We start from the raw sequence: 16,968 nt of genomic DNA, 5'->3' as shown, positions 1-16,968 counted from the left end.
CCGCATGTATAACCACAAGACAAGTCTGTTGCGGGCACTTGCCCTGATTATTCTTCTGCCGCTGATGACCCTGGCCCACGGTCAGGAGGAAACCTGGCGGTTGAACCTGAAGGATGCTGACATCCGGGCGTTTGTAACCCAGGTTGCCGATATCACCGGTTACAGTTTTGTGGTGGATCCCCGGGTCAAGGGCAAGGTAACCGTTCTCTCCAGCGCCCCCATGAACAAGGACGAAATCTACGACCTGTTTCTTGCGGTCTTGAATGTGCATGGATTCACCGCGATCCCCGGTGAAGAAGTTATCAAGGTGGTTCAGCAGGTTGATGCCAAGCAGTCCGCGGAATCCGTCTCCCGGTTCACGGAGATTCCCTCCGAACAGCTGATTACCCGGGTCATTCAGATCGACAATGCCAACGCCCTGGAACTGGTTCCTATTCTGCGCCCGCTGGTGGCCAAGTATGGTCACCTTGCCGGTGTTGCGGCGGCCAATGCGCTCATCGTCAGCGACCACCGTTCCAACATTCAGCGTATCGAACAGATCGTCCGCGAGCTCGACAGTCCGTCCAAGTACGAGGTGGAAGTCATCCAGCTTGATGAAGCCTGGGTCGGGGATATGGTGACCCTGCTGCAGGAACTTGCGCCCGACGAAATCGGCAAGAACGGAGGAGAGAACGCCGCCCGCAAGTACAGCGTCACCGCCGACGAGCGTAGCAACCGGCTTATCCTCCGGGGCGACCAGAGCTTCCGCGACAAGATGCGCGGCCTCATCCGGCAGCTGGACCAGCCATCCGCCTCAGGTGGAACTACCAAGGTGCTCCGACTGAAGCACGCCGACGCCAAGAACCTGTCGGAAATACTAAAAGGCGTGATGGGCGAGCTTGTCAAAGAGGGCTCAGAGGGCTCCAATGGCTCCTCTGGTGGCAAGCCCCAGAGTAATTTCGCGGTCTTTGCCGACGAAGGGTTGAACGCCATTGTAGTGCGAGGCGAGCCGTCGCTTATGCAGGAAGCAGAGCAGATTGTGGCGCTTCTGGATGTCCGGCGCGCCCAGGTTCTGATCGAGGCGGCGATTGTGGAGATCAGTGACGAGCTGGGCGAAGACTTGGGTGTTCAGTTTGCCGTCGGCGATCAGTCCGGAAATTCCACGCCGATTGCCGGTACCAATTTCAGCAACGTTGGCCGCAGCCTCAGTGAAGTGATCAACGCGATTGTTACCGATACTCCGATCGGGCCGGCCGCGGGGGGCATCACCATCGGTGCTGGCCAGGACGACTCTGACGGCGTGACCTGGGGGATTCTGCTCCAGGCCCTGTCCACCTCCGCTGCTGCAAACCTGTTGTCCACGCCCAGCATCATTACCCTGGATAACCAGGAGTCGGAAATCATTGTTGGCCAGAACGTGCCCTTCCGTACCGGGCAGTCCACGGTGACCGGCGATGGTACGACCAATCCCTTTACCACCATCGAGCGCCGGGACATCGGCCTGACCCTGAAGGTCACGCCGACCATCAGTGCCGATGGCCTGGTGCGGCTGGTGGTTGAGCAGACAACGGAAAACGTCGCCGACAGCATTGAAAACGCGTCTGATATCGTGACTAACAAGCGGGAAATCAAGACCACGGTGCTGGCCGATGACGGCGAGACCATCGTGTTGGGCGGGTTGATCCGCGATGACTACCAGATCAACAAGAGCAAGGTGCCGCTTCTGGGGGACATCCCCTTTCTGGGTCGGTTGTTCTCCTCGGAATCCGAGCGTCGGGTGAAGCGGAACCTGCTGGTGTTCCTGCGCCCTACCATCATGCTGGGTAAGGCCGAAGCAATTGCCGCAACCGACGATAAGTTCGAGGAGCTGTGGGAAGTGAATCTCAACATCCGGGAGAAGCTGGACCTGCCGGAGGCTGAAGCTAACCCGGATATTGATGTTCTGTTCGATGGTCGCCGTCGCGAAAGGCTGCGCGCCCCGAACTAACTAGCGAGGGGTGGCATCGGGCAGTCCAGCTGGTCCGCCACCAGTCGCATCAGTTCATACTCTCTGACGTCGACTTTGCCGTCGTGGGTGATGCAGTACCCGCAGGCGTCTATGACCGCGGGCTTCAGCAGCGGTGAAAGTCCGTTCAACGCTGTCAGCGCTTCCCGCAACTGTCGCATGGTCACCTTTTCCAGGACGGGCTCGTTACCCCGGCCAACGCTTGTGAAGCCGGCCATCGCTTCCCGGTAGAGTGTCTCTGCCTCGGAAGCGTCTTCGGTTCCTGCTCGTGCCAGCAAGCTCAGTAACTTCTGGATCGCAGGCATGACCGGCCGGTATTTGTGGTAGCGGGCCGGCATTGCACGGCTGGCGCCAGTGCCCAGGTGTCTGGAGAGAAAACTGGTCAGTGCGAGCTCGAACAGGGTGACCCGGTTGTCTGCCGCCACCAGTTTCTGAACGTTGGTCATCAGTCCCTCCCGCTCTTCCGGATCCAGCTTGCGCAACGCCGGCATTGCCAATTCCAGGGCCGGAAACCGGACGTTATCGCCAATGGTTTGCAGCGTCGGGAGAAGCTTGTCCAGCAGGTCCCGTTCCGCGCCGAGCAGTGGATGGGTCGGAACCAATGCCAGCCGTTCCCGCTGAACGTCCCGGGAGAGGCCGTTGATGACCAGGGCATAGCAGAGCTGGATTGCGCCCGCTCGGGTATACAGCAGATTGCGGAAAGTCGCAGGCAGTCTTGCGAGGAACCGGGCCGCAAAATCTTCGCCCTGACCGGTCACCGTGCCTACCCGTTCGGATAATCTATTTCCCAATGTCGGTTCAGGAGCCGCGGTCGATGCCAGAGGCGAGGTGCTGGATCGTTTGAGCGGTTGCTGCACTGCGCCAACGGCATCGGCGAACCCGGACGCCTGAAGGGGGCGTCGGGCCTCTGTGGCGGAACGGAGATCAGCGCCGGTTTCCGTGTCACGGAACCGGCTTCTCAAGCGCGCGAGCATTCCGGGTTGGATGCTGTTGATGCGCTCGTCGATGGGCGGATGGGAGGCAAGGAGGGAGGTGAATTTCATCCGCGCACTCTCGCCAAAGCACATGTGGTTCATGTCACTGGCATGGCTGGTGGTGTCCAGATATCCACCCTTGAGCCCAATTTTGAACAGCGCTCCGGCGATGCCCTCGGGGTTGCGGGTAAACTGCACCGATGAGGCGTCGGCGAGCATTTCCCGCTGCCTCGAAACGGCGGCCTGTATCAGCCGTCCGAAAAACACCCCGACGTAGCCAATGACAAGCAAGGCTATGCCAATCAGGCCCATTGCAGCTTGCCCCCGGCTGTCATTGGAAGAGCGTGACGAACGGTGGCTGCTGTAAAACGAAATCCGCATCAGGAAGCTGCCAATCTGGCCAATCATCAGGATGCCGGCGAGAATCGCGATCAGGCGGACGTTCAGCCGCATATCGCCGTTCAGGATGTGACTGAACTCATGGCCGACCACGCCCTGAAGCTCGTCACGGCTGAGTTGGGTGATCGCCCCGTGGGTAACCACCATCACGGCTTCGCCCGGCGTGTAGCCAGCGACAAAGGCATTGATGCCGGTTTCCTGGGTCATCACATAAAGTTCCGGTACCGGTACGCCGCTGGCAATCGCCATCTCCTCGACAATGTTGCGGAGCTTGCGCTCATCACCGTCGCGGGTGTCGGGGTCAATCGGCCGGGCACCCACCATCTTGGCGACGCGGGTGCCACCGCCGGCCAGGTCGACCCATCGAATCAGGGAACTCACACCGATCAGGGTGACAACGGTGGCCGACGTCAGCAGGCCGTGGCTGGAGAGCAGCCAATCGTGGAAGGCCAGACCTGATGTTTCGCTCCGGGTGACAAAGTACCCGACCAGGCTGACGGCCAGGGTGATCAGCACGACGGCGGTCAGGAACAGGAACACGAGCAGGCTGGTGTTGCGCCGGGCACTCGCCTGGCGCTGGAAAAAACCGGAATGAGCCATGGTTCAGAGCGTCAGAAGGCCACTTTGGGAGCCTGACGGGCCTCCGGCGACTCAAGCTCGAGTTGCGAGGTTTCCTTAAACGCAAACATGCCGGCAATGAAGTTGTTGGGGAATTGCTCGCGGAAGATGTTGTAGCTCATCACACCGTCGTTGTACGCCTGGCGGGCGAAGGCGACCCGATTTTCGGTACTGGAAAGTTCCTCCATCAACTGCTGGATGGTCTCGTTGGCCTTCAGTTCCGGGTAGTTCTCCGCCACCGCGTAGAAATTGGCCAGGGCCTTGGTCAGCAGGTTTTCAGCGCTGCCGAGACGCTGGATTTTGGTGCCGTCACCCGGGTCGCGAGCAGCATCTTTCTGAGCACTGACCGCGTTATTCCGTGCTTCCATCACCTGAGTGAGGGTGGATTTTTCATGGTCCAGGTAGGCTTTGGCGGCTTCGACGAGGTTGGGGATCAGGTCATGCCGGCGCTGCAGTTGTACGTCGATCTGGGCGAAGCCGTTCTTGAACTGGTTTCTCAGCGAGACAAGACGGTTATAGATAAAAACCAGATAGATCACTGCGACGGCGATCACAATCAAACCGATGACGGTAGTTCCCATAGCAACTCCTCGGGGGATTAAGGTTTAGGCGTTATTCTCGGCGAACTGTTCGTGAAATCCTTTAACGAAGGTCTCAAATTCGCGTGGTTGTAGCGGTTTGCTGAAGTAGTAGCCCTGGGCGAGTTGGCAGCCCCGCTGGCTCAGGTAGTACTCCTGTTCTGCGGTTTCCACACCTTCGGCGACCACAGAAAGGTTCAGGCTCTTTCCAAGATCAATGATGGTGTTGGCAATGCGGGTGTCTTCTTCGTTCACCAGCAGGTCGCGGATGAATTGCTTGTCGATTTTCAGATGCTGTACCGGCATCTGCTTCAGGTAGGTGAGGGATGAATAGCCGGTGCCGAAGTCGTCCACCGCGATACTGATCCCCGCCTTGTTCAGGCGGTGCAGCTTTTCAACCGCGTCCGACAGATTGGTCATAAAGCTGGTTTCAGTCACCTCCAGCTCAAGCCTGCCGGCCGGGATGTTGTGGCGCTGCAGGGTTTCCAGAATGTCGTGGACGATGGTGTCCTGGCGCAATTGTACGGCCGACAGGTTGACTGCAATTCGCAGCGGCGTGCCTTCAGACGCCCAGCGGGCGGCTTGCCAGCAAGCCTGTTCCAGTACCCACTGTCCGATCTCGACAATGGTGCCGTTCGACTCGGATACTGGAATGAAATCGTCCGGTGGCACCAGGCCCCGTTCCGGGTGTTCCCAGCGAAGCAGGGCTTCGGCGCCAATGACGCGCTTGCTCTCCAGATTGATCTGGGGCTGGTACACAAGATGGAACTGGTGATTGGCAAGAGCGTTGGAGAGATCTTTTTCAAGCTGCTTGCGGTCCCGGATTTCCTGATCAATGCTGGCGACATAGAACTGGAAGTGATCCTGCCCGTTCTGCTTCGCCAGTGTCATGGTCTGTTCGGCACTTTGCAGTAACCGGTCTGCTTTGTCGGTGTCGGAGGGGAACAGGGCCACACCGAGCGTAGCCGTTGTCGCAACATTCTGGTTTTCCACCAGCATTGGCTCTCCGATGCAGGCGAGAATGCGTTCGGCCGTGTCTGCTGCCTGAAACCCATCCCGCAGGCCTTTCTCGACAATCACGAACTGGTCACTGCCAAGGCGAGCGATGGTAAAGCGGGTGCTCCCAAGCCTGGCGACCAGCCTGTCGGCGACGGTCTGAAGGATCATGTCTCCGGTGCGGAATCCGCATTGCTCGTTGACGGACTTGAAGTCGTCTATGCCGCAGACGATCAGTGACAGCACGTTGCTGCGCTTCCGGGCTTCCTGGATGTCCCGTTCCAGTAGCTCCATAAAGGTGTCACGGCTTGGAAGGCCGGTTAGCTGGTCAAAGCGGGAAAGCCGGCTGACCCTGTCTTCCGCTTCGCGGTGGCGTTTCTGGCTGTCACCGATAGCCACTAACAGGTTGTTGGTGGCGTTTACCCAGAGTCCAAGCTCATCCCTTTGGTGCCCCGCCGGGATCGTGACCAGTCGATCATCCGGGTGTTCCGGATCTACCTGCTTTACCGAGCGTACGATCCGCAGTAGCGGGCGGGTCAGGAGCAGGTGGAACACGTAGTAGAGAACCATTCCGAGAATTAGCGCCGTTGCCACGCCGGAGGCGAAGGTAACGGTGGCCCGGTCAAGCCAGGTTCTGGCGGCGGGGGCAGTGTCGTAATGAACTTCCAGGTATCCGTAAACCATGTCCGAGTCGGCGTCACGGACGAGGGGGGTGCGATACAGTCTTTCGGCGTCAAAAATCGGGTCGGTTACCGGGCGGAAGGTGGTTTGCTGCAGTGGTCGGTTACGATTACCCAGTGCTTCACCGTCCGGGTGGGCGATTTGGGCCATATGGACCGCTTCCCGCGCGAACAGGCCATCGACCACTTGCTGGGCCAGTTCCGAATCGATGCTGAAGACGGCCTGGGTCGCGGCGTCCTTGACCATGGAAATGGTCTGGGCAGCCTGATTGTCGAGGTCCACGGAAACGCGCCGTGCATCCAGAATTACTTGCACTGTGCTGACGACCACGCCACTGAGCAGGGCTATGGCGAGAATCCACCAGAAAATGCGATAGCCCAGGCGATGTTCAACCTCGAAGGAGTTTTTCATTCAGGCCTGTCTGTCATCCGTATGATCGAAGGTCATGGTCGCACACTAGCCATGACTTGGGGAATTACGCCCCGGTTGGCTTGTAAGTATGGTCCCGGGGCGGCGTAACCTCGTTGAGTATCGGCAATTTTTTCAGAGAATGCAGGGCATACGTGTATCAATTTGTAAGGTTTTCGTTCGCTCGGATACACAAACGCCCGCACAGGGCGGGCGTTTGTGTTGCAGCGGTCTTCAGCTGCGGTCTGTCAGTCGTTCTGCGTGTCTGATCAGGCCAGGTTTTCGTTCACGAAATCCCAGTTAACCAGATTCCAGAAGGCTTCCAGATAGTTCGGACGGGAGTTGCGGTAATCGATGTAGTACGCATGCTCCCAAACGTCGACAGTCAGCACCGGCTTGTCGGCGCCGGTCAGCGGGGTTTCCGCATTGCTGGTGTTAACGATGGCAACGCTGCCGTCAGCCTTCTTCACCAGCCAGGTCCAGCCTGATCCGAAGTTGTTGGCGGCCTTGTCGTTGAATTCTTTCTTGAAGTCTTCAAACGAGCCGAAGGCTTTTTCGATGGCGTCCTTGGCTGCTCCGGTCGGAGCGCCGCCGCCGTTCGGGCTCAGGCAGTGCCAGTAGAACGTGTGGTTCCAGACCTGTGCGGCGTTGTTGAACAACGGGCCGCTGGCGCTCTTGATGATGTCTTCAAGAGATTTGTTGGCATTGTCGGTACCTTCGACCAGGCCGTTCAGCTTGGTTACGTAGGTGTTGTGGTGCTTGCCGTAATGGTACTCAAGGGTTTCCTGGGAGATGTGCGGTTCCAGAGCGTTCTTTTCGTACGGTAGTGCGGGAAGTTCAAATGCCATGAGGTCGTTCTCCCTGTCTCTCTGTTTTATGTGGATGTACAGTGGGCCAATATAAGGGCGATTTGAGCTATATCAACCCCTTGGTGTTAAAGAACTTTTAAACTCCGGGCTGCCCGGAAGAAACTGTGCGCAGTTTCGGACGCGCCAGATCAGTTCCTCGTAGCTGTCCGCCAGAATGTTCACATGGCCAAGCTTTCGGCCCGGGCGCTCCCCTTTATTATAGAGGTGTAAGTGCGCATACGGCAGTTCGAGTATGCGCTCAATGTCGCCGTGCTCGCCGATGATGTTGATCATACAGCTCAGGCCCCGGGGCTCGGTGTTGCCCAAGTGATGTCCGCTTACAGCCCGGATGTGATTCTCGAACTGGCTGGTCATCGCACCTTCAATGGTCCAATGGCCGGAATTGTGAACCCGTGGCGCCATCTCATTGGCCACAAGTCCGTCCGCCGTTTCGAACAGTTCGAGAGTCAATACGCCGACATAGTCCAATTCGTTCAGTAGGGCGCGAATGTACCGCTCTGCATCTTCCTGGACCGACTTGTCCAGATCGGGAGCCGGTGCGATGGAGTACCGAAGAATGCCCTCGTGATGGGTGTTTTCTGCCATCGGGTAGAAGGCCAGGTCACCGTCCTCTGCGCGCACCGCGATCATGGATACCTCGCGCTTGAAGTCGACGAACTTCTCGACGATCAGGCGCGGGTGTCCGATGGCGGCCCAGGCTTCAGCTGCGTCTTCGGGGCTCCGGAGAACCGCCTGGCCCTTGCCGTCATAGCCTTCGGTGTTGGATTTTGCCACCACCGGGCAGCCAAGCTCTTCGGCCGCCGCCTGGAGGGAGTCTGCACTGTCGGCGATTCTCCACGCCGGGGTGGGAATGCCCAGCTGACCAAAAAGCGTCTTTTCCAGTTCCCGGTTCTGGCAGACCTGAAGGGCGCGGGGGCAGGGGTGGACCGGTTTTACTTTTGCCAGTTTCTCGGCAACACTCACCGGGAGATGTTCAAATTCGTAGGTGACACGGTCTACCCGGGACAGGAAGTCGTCCTGATACTGACCTTCACGGTCAATAATGACTTCGCCCAGTCCCGCGCTTGGGCTGCCCGACATGTCGTAGAAAACAAAGGTTTTGGCCAGCGGGTAACCGGCAAGGGCTAGCATGCGTCCAAGTTGGCCTGCACCTAAGACACCAATTCTCATCTTCATTCTCCTGCCACTGAGAGGCAAATTAAGCGGTCAGTGTGACCGATTTCGGACGATGGCGGAACGACCTACTGGTCTCGGGGGTCCGGGTTGTCCAGAACCGTTTGTGTCTGTGATGAGCGGAATTCATCAACGGCCTTGCGAACGCTGTCGTCGGCGGTACCGACAATCTGGGCCGCCAGCAGGCCGGCATTGGTGGCGCCTGCTTTGCCGATGGCCAGGGTGCCCACGGCGATGCCGCCGGGCATCTGGACGATGGAAAGCAGGGAATCGAGACCGTTGAGTGCCTTGGATTGCACAGGGACCCCGAGGACCGGCAGGGACGTCTGTGAGGCAACCATGCCGGGGAGGTGCGCGGCACCGCCGGCGCCTGCAATAATCACTTTCAGGCCACGTTCCGAAGCCGTCTTGGCGTAGTCGAACAGCAAGTCGGGCGTGCGGTGGGCCGAGACCACTCTGGTTTCGTAGGCGACGCCGAGCTTTTCAAGCATCTGCGCGGCGTGTTCCATAGTGGGCCAGTCCGATTTGGAGCCCATGATGAGTCCTACAAGCGGCTGCATAAGCAACGGTCCTGTGATAATTGGAAAGCCGGCCATTGTATGTTTTGGCTACTTACCATGCAACAAAGCCTGGCTGTTTGCAGAGCTGTCCCGCCCCCTGATGCCAAGGCTCCATTTCACCAAGTTTATAAGTGCATGTATTATCGGGTCTTGAAGTAAGGCCCGTCCATATTCAGGAGTTGTAATGGAACCCATCCGCCCAGATGACGATGAACTCAGATCCGAGGCCCCGATTATTCGTGCAGAGCGCAGGGATCCGGAGCAGAAAAAACCAGAGGACTCCTCCCGGGGTGGTGGAGGAAAACCGTCCCGTGAAAACGGCTCCGGAAAAGGCGGTGGCCGTGGCGGCCGGTCGCTGTTGTGGCTCGTGCTGGTTGCCGTTGCCGCGGCTGCAGGCGCTGGCTGGTATTCCCAGAACCAGCGGATTCAGGCGTTGGAGGGGCAGCTGGAAGAGGCGGATTACTGGGCCCGGCAAAGCAAACTGGCGCTGGCCCGGTTCGAGGGCGAATTGTCGGAAACGGGTGAGAACCTCCAGGAACGTGGGGCCTCGCTTTCGGAACAGATTGCCGCCAACGACAAGGATCTGGAGTCGGCCAACAGCGAAATCCGGAAATTGTGGGTGGTGGCCAATGAGCGCAACAAGGCTCGTCTGAATGAGCATCAGGAGCGGCTATCCGCCATTGAGAAAGGCCTCGCAGAAAATGTCGAGGCACTGGCGGCACTGGGAACCTCGGTTGATCAGGTGAATAAATCATTGGCCGCCGACATCGCAGCGCTCAGGGAGCAGACCCAGACCTCCATTGTTGCACTGCAGGAATCCACGCGGCAGGCCACGGATCAATTAACAAGGCTCAGTCAGCAGATGGCTGATGTGGATCAGGTGATCGAAAGCCGAATCCGTCGGTTCGAGCAGGAACAGAAGCTTGGCATTAACGGAATGGAAGGCCGAATCACGGCCCTTGAAAACAAATCGGATGCGCTTGCCGGCGAGAGCAGTGTCAGGGCGCTTCAGAATGAGGTGGCCAGCCTCAAGCGCACGGTTCAGGCGATAGACTCTTCAAGAGCGCAGCTGACGTCTCGCCTGGTTCGTCTTTCTGAAGAGGTGAACATGCTGCGGTCACAAGTATCCCGGAACTAGGTCGAGCCGTGGGGATTCGGGGGCGTTTCGATCGTTTGTAACGGTTTGTATTCATCCCTTTGCGGTAGCTCTCATTTCTGTCCTTGAGCAGTTGTTATCATCAGGCAACTCGCGGAAAAATGAAGAGTGAATAACAATGAAAACCCGAATGCCCCAAGCCGTTCCGGCTGCTCACCGGCTGTCTGCATTGGCCGCTCGGGCCCTGCTTGCCTCAGTGCTGTTGCTCAGTTCCGGTTGTACGATTTATCAATCAATTGGCAAGAGCGTTGGTGCTTTCCTGCATCCGGTATCCGGTCCCGATTTCGTGCACATCCCTGACGACGAATGGGACCGGAAGAATGCTCTTCTTTATTTCTATCGCACCCATTCCCAGTGGGCGGCGGATGAGATTGAGTCCCCCAGCGTCTACATTGACGACAAACACTATTTCAATATCCGCAATGACAGTTATACCTGGCTTGAGGTGAGCCCGGGAGAGCGTCATATTGCCATGCGGCGACCACTCCTGGGACTCGAGGGGCTGAATTCCTTCAGTTTGAGCCTCATCGCTGACGCCACCCTGAAGGTTGAGGCCGGGCGCATCTACTACCTGCGATACAACGAACTGACCGAGCCCGAACAGGCCCATCCGGATCTGGATCCTGAGCATCCCCTGGCCCAGGGGGATCTGCAATTGGTGACGCGGGGCTACGCCATGCAGGCGGGCGAGATCGTCAGCACGCGCTTCCTGAACAGCGATCTTCTGGCACCAAACCATGCCGCCACCTCGATTGTCGAGACCAACGAGGATATGGATTACGAGCGGAAAATGGTGGTGCTCGAAGAGGAGCGGGAGCTGGAGATTGAGCGCCTGAAAGAAGAGGGCAAATACGAATCGGCTTCCTGGTTCTGGCCCTTTGGTGGCGGCCCCACGGTTCCCCTCGAATCCGAGAAAAAAATCGAACAGCTCGAGCGGGAGTACGCACAGCTTGAGCTTGAACGAGAGCGGCAAGAAGAAGCGGAATCGGGCGGAGGCTGGTGGATTTTTTGACGGATTGGCCCGGGCGACAAGGACTGTGAGCGATTTCACAATTGTCGAGTCGGGGTGCCGTTACTACACTGACATCGGTTGAAACATTCAGGAAGTCAAAACCATGTCCTTGAAGGATTCATTACAGGGCAGGCTCGAGAAGCTTGCCGACGAGGTAGTGCCTCAATTGCTGGGCACTTGGAAGGATCTCCAGAAGCGGCTGGATGACCTGAATTGCTCACTGGCCAATCGCGCGGTTCCCGAAAAGAGGCGCTCGAAGGTCAGCGAGCTTTCCTTGCGTCAGAAAGCCGAGCAGGCGGGGCAGGGGCGGGCCAGTCTGAAGGTCGTGAAACGGCCGCGAAAGACGGCCGTCAAATAATAGCTTCTGTTCAAAAAATGCCCACTTTTTAGAGGGTTGGAAGTTTTTTCTGGTTTTTCCGGGAAAATATTTGACACCGTCAGTGAAATGCTTAAAATGCGCGTCTCACTTGGTTGAGACAGCAAGTCTGCTTCGGCCAGTGAGAGTCTTTGAATGGCTTTCAAAACGGAAAGCGCGAAAGTGGGTGGTTAGCTCAGCTGGGAGAGCATCGCCCTTACAAGGCGAGGGTCACTGGTTCGATCCCAGTACCACCCACCACTTTCAAAGTGCATCACCGGATCACCCCATCCGGTTTTAGATTCGGGCCCTCAGGGTCAGGATTGATGCGGAGCGGTAGTTCAGTTGGTTAGAATACCGGCCTGTCACGCCGGGGGTCGCGGGTTCGAGTCCCGTCCGCTCCGCCATTTTATTCCCGGGTGGTTAGCTCAGCTGGGAGAGCATCGCCCTTACAAGGCGAGGGTCGCAGGTTCGATCCCTGCACCACCCACCAGAATTCTCGAAAAAGGCAGGCCTCAGGGCCTGCCTTTTTTGTTGCCTATTTGCCTATCAGCGACTGGCCACACACCCTCACCACGTTGCCATTAACGCCGCTCGATGCCGGGTTGCAGTACCAGGCAATGGCCTCCGCAACATCCACCGGCTGGCCGCCCTGTGACAGGCTATTCATTCGACGCCCCGCCTCGCGGATCGTCATGGGCATTGAGGCGGTCATCTGGGTTTCGATAAAGCCTGGGGCAACGGCGTTGATGGTGATGCCGTTCTTCAGTTGTTTGGCCATGGCCTCAACGTAACCGATGACGCCGCTCTTGGCCGTGGAATAGTTGGTTTGCCCGAAGTTACCGGCAATGCCACTGATAGATGAAATGCACACAATGCGTCCGTTTTCGCGCAGCAATTCCCGGTGAGCCAGTTCTTCGTCAATGAACTCTTCAGCACTCAGATTGACGGCAATGGTCATATCCCAGAAGTGCTCCGGCATGTTACCCAGGGTCTTGTCGCGGGTGATACCGGCGTTGTGGATCACCAGATCAACTCCCTCGAAGTGCTCCTGGACAAAGTCCGCGATCAGTTTGGGCGCGGCCTTGTCCGTGATGTCGCAGGCGAGGGCCTTGCCGTTGATGGCGTCGGTCACCTTCTGCAGTTCGGCCATCGCCGGTGGAATGTCGAGGCCAATCACGGTCGCGCCGTCGCGGGCCAATGTCTGGGCAATGGCCGCGCCAATTCCTCTCGAGGCGCCGGTTACCAGGGCTACCTTGCCGGTCAGCGGGGCGACCGGGTTGGTGGCCGGCGCGGCCGTGCTTTTGCCAATTCGGACAACCTGGCCGGAAACATAAGCCGAGCGGGCGGACAGGAAAAAGCGAACGGTGGAGTCCAGTTGTTTCTCCGCGCCCGGCGCCATCCAGACGAGGTTGGCGGTTGAGCCCTTCTTGCCGATCTCCTTCCCGACACTTCGGACAAAGCCTTCCAGGGCCTGCTGGGCTGCGGCCTGGGGGGCTTTCCGGCAGGTGGCCGGATTCTGGCCAATCACCAGGACCCGGGCATTGCCGGCAAGTTTCTTGATGGTCGGGTGGAAGAAATCGTAGACCGCTCTCAGCTCATCCGGGGTCTTGAGGCCGGTGGCGTCAAAGATCAGGGCGGAAAAGGTCTGCTCGACATTCTGGCCCAGGTCCAGTGCTTTGGCCTTGTTGCCAGCTTTTGCCGAGTCTGTAAGCGAATTGATGCCAGCGGCGTGATGGAGGGTGGCCGCACTGGCGCCCAGAATGCTGCCCAGGGTCGAAACGGTTTTGCCGCCGGTGCCGGCGCCGATGAGTACGTCACCCTCGATAAAGGGCTGGTCCAGCCGTTGGAGGCGTTTGAGCGGGACCGGTGAGGGCAGGCCCAGCGACTGGGCCGCGGTTTTGCCCACCGGAGTATTCACGAATTTAAGGTAGAGGTCAGACATAGGTTCTTCCTTGTGGTTGCTGAGGGGCATCTCGGATGCGAATCGACCAACAGGGTAAAGAATCGGCCAGTTTTTGTATTGACTCAACGTATAGGGTGCATTGTCAGGCATGCCAATGAGCGACTAGTCTTTCTGGTTAGACTGCTTTCAGGTTACCCATTTTCAGCAAGGACATCATCATGGCACAGGCTTCGAAAACCACTCAAAAGAAAGCACCCGCATCCGCAAAGCCCGCGTCGGCGAAAAAAGGAGCGACGGCTGGTACGGGCGTTCGCCGGGTCGCCATTCTCGGTGGTAACCGGATTCCGTTTGCCAAGTCGAACACCGCTTACAGCAAGATCAGCAACCAGGAATTGCTGACGTCGGCCCTGCGTGGACTGGTGGACCGCTACAGTCTTCAGGGCCAGCGTCTGGGTGAAGTGGCCGCCGGTGCAGTGATCAAGCATTCCCGGGACTTCAATCTGACAAGAGAATCGGTGCTCAGCTGCGGATTGGCCCCGGAAACGCCGGCCTACGACGTTCAGCAGGCCTGTGGCACAGGGCTCGAAGCGGCCATTCTGGTGGCCAACAAGATTGCCCTGGGGCAGATCGAGTGTGGTATTGCCGGTGGTACTGATACCACATCTGACGCCCCGATTGGTGTTGGAGAGGGCCTGCGTGAAATCCTGCTGGATCTCAACCGGGCGAAGACGACAAAAGAGCGCTTGAAGATTTTGGGCCGTTTTCGTCCCGGGCACCTGGTTCCTGAAATTCCCGAGAATGGGGAGCCGCGCACCGGCATGTCCATGGGCGATCATGCCCAGGTTACGGCCCGGGAGTGGGGAATCGCCCGGGAAGATCAGGATCAGTTGGCCATGGAGAGTCATCAGAAGCTGGCCAGGGCCTATGAAGAGGGCTTCTTTACCGATCTGATGACGCCGTTGGCCGGGCTGGATCGGGACAACATCCTTCGTCCGGATACCTCGCTGGAGAAACTCGCCACGTTGAAACCTTGTTTTGACCGTGAGAACGGCACCATGACCGCAGCCAACAGTACTGCTCTGACCGACGGGGCTTCCTGCGTATTGCTGGCCAGTGAGGAGTGGGCCAAGGCCAACAACTACGAGGTAAAAGCCTGGCTGACGTTTTCTGAGGTCGCAGCGGTCGACTTCGTGGTCAAGAAAGAAGGTCTGTTGATGGCGCCGGCCTATGCGGTACCGAGAATGCTGGAAAAAGCTGGCCTCAGTCTTCAGGATTTCGACTTTTACGAGATTCATGAGGCCTTCGCGTCACAAGTGCTGGCGACGCTCAAGGCCTGGGAGGATCCGGGATTCTGCAAGGACCGTCTGGGGCTGGAGAAGCCGCTGGGGAGCATTGACCGCACCCGGCTCAACGTTAAGGGCAGCAGTCTCGCGGCGGGGCATCCGTTTGCCGCCACCGGGGGGCGAATCGTCGCCACCCTGGCGAAGCTGCTGGAAGAGAAGGGCAGCGGTCGCGGCCTGATTTCCATCTGTGCGGCCGGCGGGCAGGGGGTAACGGCCATCCTGGAGCGCTGAGTTCCGGAAAATTCCAATTTAGCTTTGACAGGCCGGACTCCAGCCCTTATCATGCGCGCCACGTTGATCGGGGATTCCCCGAAAGACAACCAGTTTGATGCGGGGTGGAGCAGTCTGGTAGCTCGTCGGGCTCATAACCCGAAGGTCGTTGGTTCGAATCCAGCCCCCGCTACCACTATTTAAAAGCCGACGTTTCAGTCGGCTTTTTTATTGCCTAGAATCCCGCCGGAGGCTGAAAGCCAGCCAGTCCGGCCTCTTCCAGTAATTGCCCGAACCGTATTGTCGTCAGGTCCTTGCCGGGGGCTCCAATCACCTGAATATTGAACGGCAGGCCCTCCTTCGTTCGCCCCACTGGCACCGAGGTCGCAGGCAGGCCCAGTAAGGTGGCAAGTGCAATCCAGCAGAACTGATCCATATAGGCTCTTGGTTGGCCCGCTACCATAATCCGGCGTTTGAACACCGGTTGGCTGTGATCGTGCCTGATCGCCGTTGTGGGCGTCACCGGTGTGAGCAGGACGTCGAATTCTTCGAACAGGCTTTCGATTTCGCTGCGCATTTTCTCGCGCATTTCGTTCCAGACCGCCCACTGGTGCGCGGCCTGATTGACGCCACGGCCATACTCACCGATACAGGGGGTAATCGGACCAAAGAGCTTCAGCCACCGTTCGAACCGTGCAATGAACTTCATCTGACGGCGCTGAGCAGGCTTCAGTGAGGTCGCCAGCAGGCTTCCGAGGAGATTGAAGTAGGCCGGCAGGATATGTTCGAGATTGAGTAACTGGTGTTTGGCCTCGGCCACGAGCGAGCCGCGTTCTTCGAGCCGGCTCGCCAGACTCTGATAGCCCTGGCTGAGTTCTCGGTCGATCGGGCAGAGCGGATCGTCCAGCCAGAGCCCGACCCGTGCCTGCTCCAGGTGGTCCAGACTGGCGGGCTCCATGTTGAGCGACCAGCTCCGGCTCTCGGCCGGGCGAGGACCGGCAATAACGCCCAGCAGGAGTTCCAGATCCCTGCTGCAGCGGGCCATGGGACCGCCTTCGGCCAGGTCCGGTCGGGACTGGGTGCCGGGAGGCCCCGGAATGTGCCCCCGGAAGGAGACCAGGGATCGGGTTGGTTTGTGGCCGAATACGCCGCAGAAATGCGCGGGCGTGCGAATGGAGCCTGCCAGATCGCTGCCGACCTCCAAGGGGGTCATGCCGCTGGCGAGCGCCGCAGCGGCACCGCCGGAGGACCCACCGGGGGTATGTCCGGAGTGGTAAGGGTTGTTGGTTACACCAAACAGCTTGTTGTAGCTCTGCAGATCGGTGGCATAGACGGGCACGTTGGTCTTGCCAAGAATAATGGCGCCGGCCTCTTCCAGTTGCCGGGCTATGTCCGCGTGTTGTTCGGGCATGTGTTTCTGCAAGGCTGGTGCGCCTGCGGTAGCGGTCATGCCGGAAACTTCCCAGGTGTCCTTGAGAGTCAGGGGCAGGCCGTGCAGTGCTTGCGGGGCTTCGCCGGCCGCCAGTCTCTGGTCGGCTGCCCTGGCTTGTTCCAATGCCCCGCTTTCATGCAGGGTCACCACGGCATTGACGGCGCCATTATGCTGCCGGATGCGCTCAAGAAAGGTCCGGGTCAGGCTTTCGCTGGTTACTTTGCCAGCTTTCAGGTCCGCCAGTAACGCGTGGGCGGGCTGGTAATGGAGTGAATTCATGAGCGCTGGGCCTTGTTGTCGGTACAGAAGGAGTG

General features: G+C 58.6%; 13 protein-coding genes and 4 tRNA genes. 9 read left to right on the top strand and 8 right to left on the bottom strand.

The annotated features are described in order from the left end of the window. Positions 1-4: 4 nt before the first annotated feature. A complete protein-coding gene (gspD, locus tag KZO34_RS03750; protein WP_219473545.1) occupies positions 5-1,966 on the top strand; it encodes a type II secretion system secretin GspD in 1,962 nt (653 codons plus the stop codon). On the opposite strand, the gene KZO34_RS03745 is transcribed toward gspD, so the two are convergent. The 6 genes from KZO34_RS03745 to purE all read right to left on the bottom strand — a co-directional run bounded on the left by KZO34_RS03745 (position 1,963) and on the right by purE (position 9,240). Continuing rightward, positions 1,963-3,957, bottom strand: coding sequence for a M48 family metallopeptidase (locus tag KZO34_RS03745; protein WP_219473543.1), 1,995 nt, complete (start codon positions 3,955-3,957; stop codon positions 1,963-1,965). The genes gspD and KZO34_RS03745 overlap by 4 nt on opposite strands. An 11-nt stretch (positions 3,958-3,968) precedes the next feature. Beyond that, positions 3,969-4,556 (bottom strand): LemA family protein, encoded by a 588-nt coding sequence (locus KZO34_RS03740; RefSeq protein WP_219473536.1) that lies wholly within the window; start codon positions 4,554-4,556, stop codon positions 3,969-3,971. A 24-nt stretch (positions 4,557-4,580) separates the two neighbouring features. Beyond that, positions 4,581-6,641: a putative bifunctional diguanylate cyclase/phosphodiesterase gene (locus KZO34_RS03735; protein ID WP_219473534.1), complete on the bottom strand. Its 2,061-nt coding sequence runs from the start codon at positions 6,639-6,641 to the stop codon at positions 4,581-4,583. Between the two features lie 266 nt (positions 6,642-6,907). After that, entirely contained in the window at positions 6,908-7,486 is a 579-nt protein-coding gene (gene sodB / locus KZO34_RS03730; RefSeq protein WP_218634916.1) for a superoxide dismutase [Fe], read from the bottom strand. Between the two features lie 72 nt (positions 7,487-7,558). Next, on the bottom strand, positions 7,559-8,677 hold the full coding sequence (locus tag KZO34_RS03725; protein WP_219473533.1) for a 5-(carboxyamino)imidazole ribonucleotide synthase: 1,119 nt from the start codon (positions 8,675-8,677) through the stop codon (positions 7,559-7,561). 71 nt (positions 8,678-8,748) lie between these two features. Beyond that, on the bottom strand, positions 8,749-9,240 hold the full coding sequence (gene purE / locus KZO34_RS03720) for a 5-(carboxyamino)imidazole ribonucleotide mutase (protein WP_219473531.1): 492 nt from the start codon (positions 9,238-9,240) through the stop codon (positions 8,749-8,751). A 184-nt stretch (positions 9,241-9,424) separates the two neighbouring features. Between purE and KZO34_RS03715 the strand changes: the two genes are divergently transcribed. The 6 genes from KZO34_RS03715 to KZO34_RS03690 all read left to right on the top strand — a co-directional run bounded on the left by KZO34_RS03715 (position 9,425) and on the right by KZO34_RS03690 (position 12,256). Next, a complete protein-coding gene (locus KZO34_RS03715; RefSeq protein ID WP_219473529.1) occupies positions 9,425-10,378 on the top strand; it encodes a hypothetical protein in 954 nt (317 codons plus the stop codon). A gap of 136 nt (positions 10,379-10,514) precedes the next feature. Further along, positions 10,515-11,408 (top strand): DUF2846 domain-containing protein, encoded by an 894-nt coding sequence (locus tag KZO34_RS03710; protein ID WP_374706515.1) that lies wholly within the window; start codon positions 10,515-10,517, stop codon positions 11,406-11,408. Between the two features lie 103 nt (positions 11,409-11,511). After that, on the top strand, positions 11,512-11,766 hold the full coding sequence (locus tag KZO34_RS03705; RefSeq protein ID WP_219473525.1) for a hypothetical protein: 255 nt from the start codon (positions 11,512-11,514) through the stop codon (positions 11,764-11,766). A gap of 182 nt (positions 11,767-11,948) precedes the next feature. Then, positions 11,949-12,024, top strand: a tRNA-Val gene (locus KZO34_RS03700). 69 nt (positions 12,025-12,093) lie between these two features. Then, positions 12,094-12,170 (top strand) — tRNA-Asp (locus KZO34_RS03695). 10 nt (positions 12,171-12,180) lie between these two features. Then, positions 12,181-12,256 (top strand) — tRNA-Val (locus KZO34_RS03690). 45 nt (positions 12,257-12,301) lie between these two features. Here KZO34_RS03690 and KZO34_RS03685 read toward each other — a convergent pair. Then, the gene (locus tag KZO34_RS03685; RefSeq protein WP_219473523.1) at positions 12,302-13,708 is read right to left on the bottom strand and encodes a 3-oxoacyl-ACP reductase; all 1,407 of its coding nucleotides are present in this window, start codon (positions 13,706-13,708) and stop codon (positions 12,302-12,304) included. A gap of 179 nt (positions 13,709-13,887) precedes the next feature. Between KZO34_RS03685 and KZO34_RS03680 the strand changes: the two genes are divergently transcribed. Together KZO34_RS03680 and KZO34_RS03675 are read left to right on the top strand one after the other, a co-directional pair. Beyond that, positions 13,888-15,243, top strand: coding sequence for an acetyl-CoA C-acetyltransferase (locus KZO34_RS03680; protein ID WP_219473521.1), 1,356 nt, complete (start codon positions 13,888-13,890; stop codon positions 15,241-15,243). Positions 15,244-15,341: 98 nt separating this feature from the next. Next, a tRNA-Met gene (locus KZO34_RS03675) sits at positions 15,342-15,418 on the top strand. Between the two features lie 39 nt (positions 15,419-15,457). Here KZO34_RS03675 and KZO34_RS03670 read toward each other — a convergent pair. Beyond that, positions 15,458-16,933 carry an amidase family protein gene (locus KZO34_RS03670; RefSeq protein ID WP_219473519.1) on the bottom strand — a complete coding sequence of 492 codons (1,476 nt, stop codon included), beginning with the start codon at positions 16,931-16,933 and terminating at the stop codon, positions 15,458-15,460. Between the last annotated feature and the right edge of the window lie 35 nt (positions 16,934-16,968).

Source organism: Marinobacter sp. F4206, assembly GCF_019392195.1.
Taxonomy (GTDB): domain Bacteria; phylum Pseudomonadota; class Gammaproteobacteria; order Pseudomonadales; family Oleiphilaceae; genus Marinobacter.
Note: the sequence above shows the minus strand (reverse complement) of the source record. Positions and strands in the feature narration are given on the sequence as shown.

Excerpts from the sequence above, each read along its gene's own strand:
- KZO34_RS03725 (WP_219473533.1), bottom strand. The coding sequence starts at position 8,677 with ATGAGAATTGGTGTCTTAGGTGCAGGCCAACTTGGACGCATGCTAGCC.
- sodB (WP_218634916.1), bottom strand. The coding sequence starts at position 7,486 with ATGGCATTTGAACTTCCCGCACTACCGTACGAAAAGAACGCTCTGGAA.
- KZO34_RS03685 (WP_219473523.1), bottom strand. The coding sequence starts at position 13,708 with ATGTCTGACCTCTACCTTAAATTCGTGAATACTCCGGTGGGCAAAACC.
- KZO34_RS03740 (WP_219473536.1), bottom strand. The coding sequence starts at position 4,556 with ATGGGAACTACCGTCATCGGTTTGATTGTGATCGCCGTCGCAGTGATC.
- KZO34_RS03670 (WP_219473519.1), bottom strand. The coding sequence starts at position 16,933 with ATGAATTCACTCCATTACCAGCCCGCCCACGCGTTACTGGCGGACCTG.
- gspD (WP_219473545.1), top strand. The coding sequence starts at position 5 with ATGTATAACCACAAGACAAGTCTGTTGCGGGCACTTGCCCTGATTATT.
- KZO34_RS03680 (WP_219473521.1), top strand. The coding sequence starts at position 13,888 with ATGGCACAGGCTTCGAAAACCACTCAAAAGAAAGCACCCGCATCCGCA.
- KZO34_RS03705 (WP_219473525.1), top strand. The coding sequence starts at position 11,512 with ATGTCCTTGAAGGATTCATTACAGGGCAGGCTCGAGAAGCTTGCCGAC.
- KZO34_RS03710 (WP_374706515.1), top strand. The coding sequence starts at position 10,515 with ATGAAAACCCGAATGCCCCAAGCCGTTCCGGCTGCTCACCGGCTGTCT.
- KZO34_RS03735 (WP_219473534.1), bottom strand. The coding sequence starts at position 6,641 with ATGAAAAACTCCTTCGAGGTTGAACATCGCCTGGGCTATCGCATTTTC.
- KZO34_RS03745 (WP_219473543.1), bottom strand. The coding sequence starts at position 3,957 with ATGGCTCATTCCGGTTTTTTCCAGCGCCAGGCGAGTGCCCGGCGCAAC.
- KZO34_RS03715 (WP_219473529.1), top strand. The coding sequence starts at position 9,425 with ATGGAACCCATCCGCCCAGATGACGATGAACTCAGATCCGAGGCCCCG.
- purE (WP_219473531.1), bottom strand. The coding sequence starts at position 9,240 with ATGCAGCCGCTTGTAGGACTCATCATGGGCTCCAAATCGGACTGGCCC.